Origin of the sequence: Pseudomonas sp. EGD-AK9, assembly GCF_000465935.2 — a bacterium.
Taxonomy (GTDB): Bacteria; Pseudomonadota; Gammaproteobacteria; order Pseudomonadales; family Pseudomonadaceae; genus Aquipseudomonas.
This window is the reverse complement of sequence record NZ_AVOF01000579.1, coordinates 1-1282: the sequence shown is the minus strand read 5'-3', so window position 1 is coordinate 1282 and position 1282 is coordinate 1. Positions and strand designations below refer to the sequence as shown.

The following is a 1282-nucleotide window of genomic DNA, read 5'->3' as shown; positions in this document are numbered from 1 at the left end:
AGCTGGCGGCGCTCGCCGCCGAGCGCGGCCTGGGCTTTCTCGATGCGCCGGTGTCCGGCGGCCAGGCCGGCGCGGTCAACGGCGTGCTGACGGTGATGGTCGGCGGCGAGGCCCAGGCCTATGCCAGCGCCGAGCCGGTGATCCAGAGCTACGCGCGGATGATCCGTCTGATGGGCGCTGCCGGCAGCGGCCAGCTGACCAAGATGGTCAACCAGATTTGCATCGCCGGCCTGGTGCAGGGGCTGTCCGAGGCGCTGCATTTCGCCCAGCGCGCCGGTCTCGACGCGCACGGCGCGATGGAGGTGATCAGCAAGGGCGCGGCGCAGTCCTGGCAGCTGGAAAATCGCCACAAGACCATGCTGGCCGGCGAATTCGACTTCGGCTTCGCCGTGGACTGGATGCGCAAGGACCTGTCGATTCTGCTCGACGAGGCGCGGCGCAATGGCGCGCAGTTGCCGGTGACCGCACTGGTCGACCAGTTCTACGCCGAGGTGCAGGCCATGGGCGGCGGACGCTGGGATACTTCCAGCCTGCTGGCGCGCTTGCAGCGCGGCCGCTGATCGCGAAAGGCCTCGACTGGCGGCGCGCGCGAAATTAGCATCGCCGCCGTTCTATCCGCATGTCGAGGTTTGTCATGGACTGTCGTGCAGGCTGCGGTGCCTGTTGCATCGCGCCTTCCATCAGCTCGCCGATTCCCGGAATGCCCCAGGGCAAGCCGGCCGGCGTGCGTTGCATCCATCTGTCCGCCGAGCATCTCTGTGCCCTGTTCGGACGCCCGGAGCGGCCGGCGGTGTGCGTCGGCTTCAGCGCCGACGAACAGGTCTGCGGCGATAGCCGCGAGGCCGCCATCCGTCTGCTGGGGTGGCTGGAACAGGCCACGGCGGTGCCCTGAACGCTGGGAGTGTCGATGAAGGGAGGCGTGCGAGGCGCTCTGCTGGGCCTGCTGCTGTTGGTCGCGAGCGCGCCGGCCGCGGAGCTGCAATGGCGGTTGGCCCGGGAGGAGGGCGGTGTGCGCGTGTACCTGGCCGAGGTGTCGGGTTCGCGCTACCAGGCCTATCGCGGCGTGGTCGTCCTGCGCACGGATATGCCGACCCTGCTCGCCCTGCAGGAGGACGTCGCCGCCTCCTGCGCCTGGATCTACGCCTGCAGCGAGCAGCGCCTGCTCGGCAGCGAAGGCGCGCTGAGCTGGATCTACAGCCGTTACGCCACGCCCTGGCCGGTGACGCCGCGCGATTCGGTGCTGCAGGTCGCCACCGAGGTCGGCGCCGACGGCAGCGTCACC

General features: G+C 69.8%; 2 protein-coding genes and 1 pseudogene. All 3 read left to right on the top strand.

Going from position 1 to position 1282, the window contains the following annotated elements; translation table 11 throughout:
* Positions 1-560, top strand: a 560-nt coding sequence (locus tag N878_RS21105) for an NAD(P)-dependent oxidoreductase (RefSeq protein WP_021445518.1), incomplete at its 5' end; no start/stop codon positions are given.
* Between the two features lie 74 nt (positions 561-634).
* Entirely contained in the window at positions 635-892 is a 258-nt protein-coding gene (locus tag N878_RS21100; RefSeq protein ID WP_031303652.1) for a YkgJ family cysteine cluster protein, read from the top strand.
* A 27-nt stretch (positions 893-919) separates the two neighbouring features.
* Positions 920-1282: pseudogene (locus tag N878_RS21095) on the top strand (hypothetical protein); the annotation flags it as partial.

Bases quoted from the DNA above. Each gene is read 5' to 3' on its own strand.
- N878_RS21100 (WP_031303652.1), top strand. From the start codon at position 635: ATGGACTGTCGTGCAGGCTGCGGTGCCTGTTGCATCGCGCCTTCCATC.